The 372-nt window shown below is 64.2% G+C and carries 1 protein-coding gene; it reads left to right on the top strand.

The window, feature by feature from the left end; translation table 11 throughout:
• A partial coding sequence (locus tag ACVOK8_RS19155; RefSeq protein ID WP_481568201.1) for a hypothetical protein occupies nt 1–372 on the top strand: 372 nt, incomplete at both ends.

Below are 372 nucleotides of genomic sequence, written 5' to 3'. Positions count from 1 at the left end.
GACGGTGACGATGGTTGCTGCGGGCAGCTGTGCGCTTACCGCCGACCAGGCGGGTAATGCCAACTACAGCGCCGCACCGCAGGAAGTTCTGAGTGTGTCGATTGGCCTGGCTTCGCAATCGATCACCGGGTTTGTTGCCAATCCGTCGGCACCGGTGTTCTCGGCCGGCGGTACGTTTGCCGTGACGGCAACCGGCGATGCTTCGGGTGAGGCGGTGCTGTTTGCTTCGACCACGCCGGGCGTGTGTACGGTGGCAGGCTCGACGGTGACGATGGTTGCTGCGGGCAGCTGTGCGCTTACCGCCGACCAGGCGGGTAATGCCAACTACAGCGCCGCACCGCAGGAAGTTCTGAGTGTGTCGATTGGCCTGGC

This window comes from Stenotrophomonas sp. STEN083, from assembly GCF_056759195.1.
The sequence above is the reverse complement of the archived record's forward strand: the minus strand, read 5'-3'. Positions and strand labels throughout refer to the sequence as shown.